The sequence below is a fragment of the Marinimicrobium sp. UBA4509 genome, assembly GCF_002388575.1.
Lineage (GTDB): Bacteria > Pseudomonadota > Gammaproteobacteria > Pseudomonadales > Cellvibrionaceae > Marinimicrobium > Marinimicrobium koreense.
On sequence record NZ_DGMV01000088.1, the window covers coordinates 20,398 to 20,692 of the forward strand.

The following is a 295-nucleotide window of genomic DNA, read 5'->3' on the forward strand; positions in this document are numbered from 1 at the left end:
AGCAGCACGCCCCCCAACACGCCGAGCGCCAGGTTGTGGGTGGCGACCACCACAGCCACGGTACTGACCATGACGATGCTGGAGCTCTTGGGGTTGTCTTTCAGGTTTTTGACCGAAGACCAACTGAACGTACCAATCGACACCATGATCATCACCGCTACCAGAGCGGCCATGGGAATGGCCGCGACCCACTGGTCCAGAAACACCACCATAATCAGCAGCACGACCCCGGCGGTCAGGGTGGAGAGGCGGGTGCGACCACCTGATTTCACGTTGATCACCGACTGACCGATCA

At 59.7% G+C, this 295-nt stretch carries 1 protein-coding gene; it reads right to left on the minus strand.

Annotation, left to right across the window (positions count from 1 at the left end):
- The coding region (locus tag B3520_RS16985; RefSeq protein WP_286876476.1) for a SulP family inorganic anion transporter at positions 1-295 on the minus strand (295 nt) is incomplete at both ends.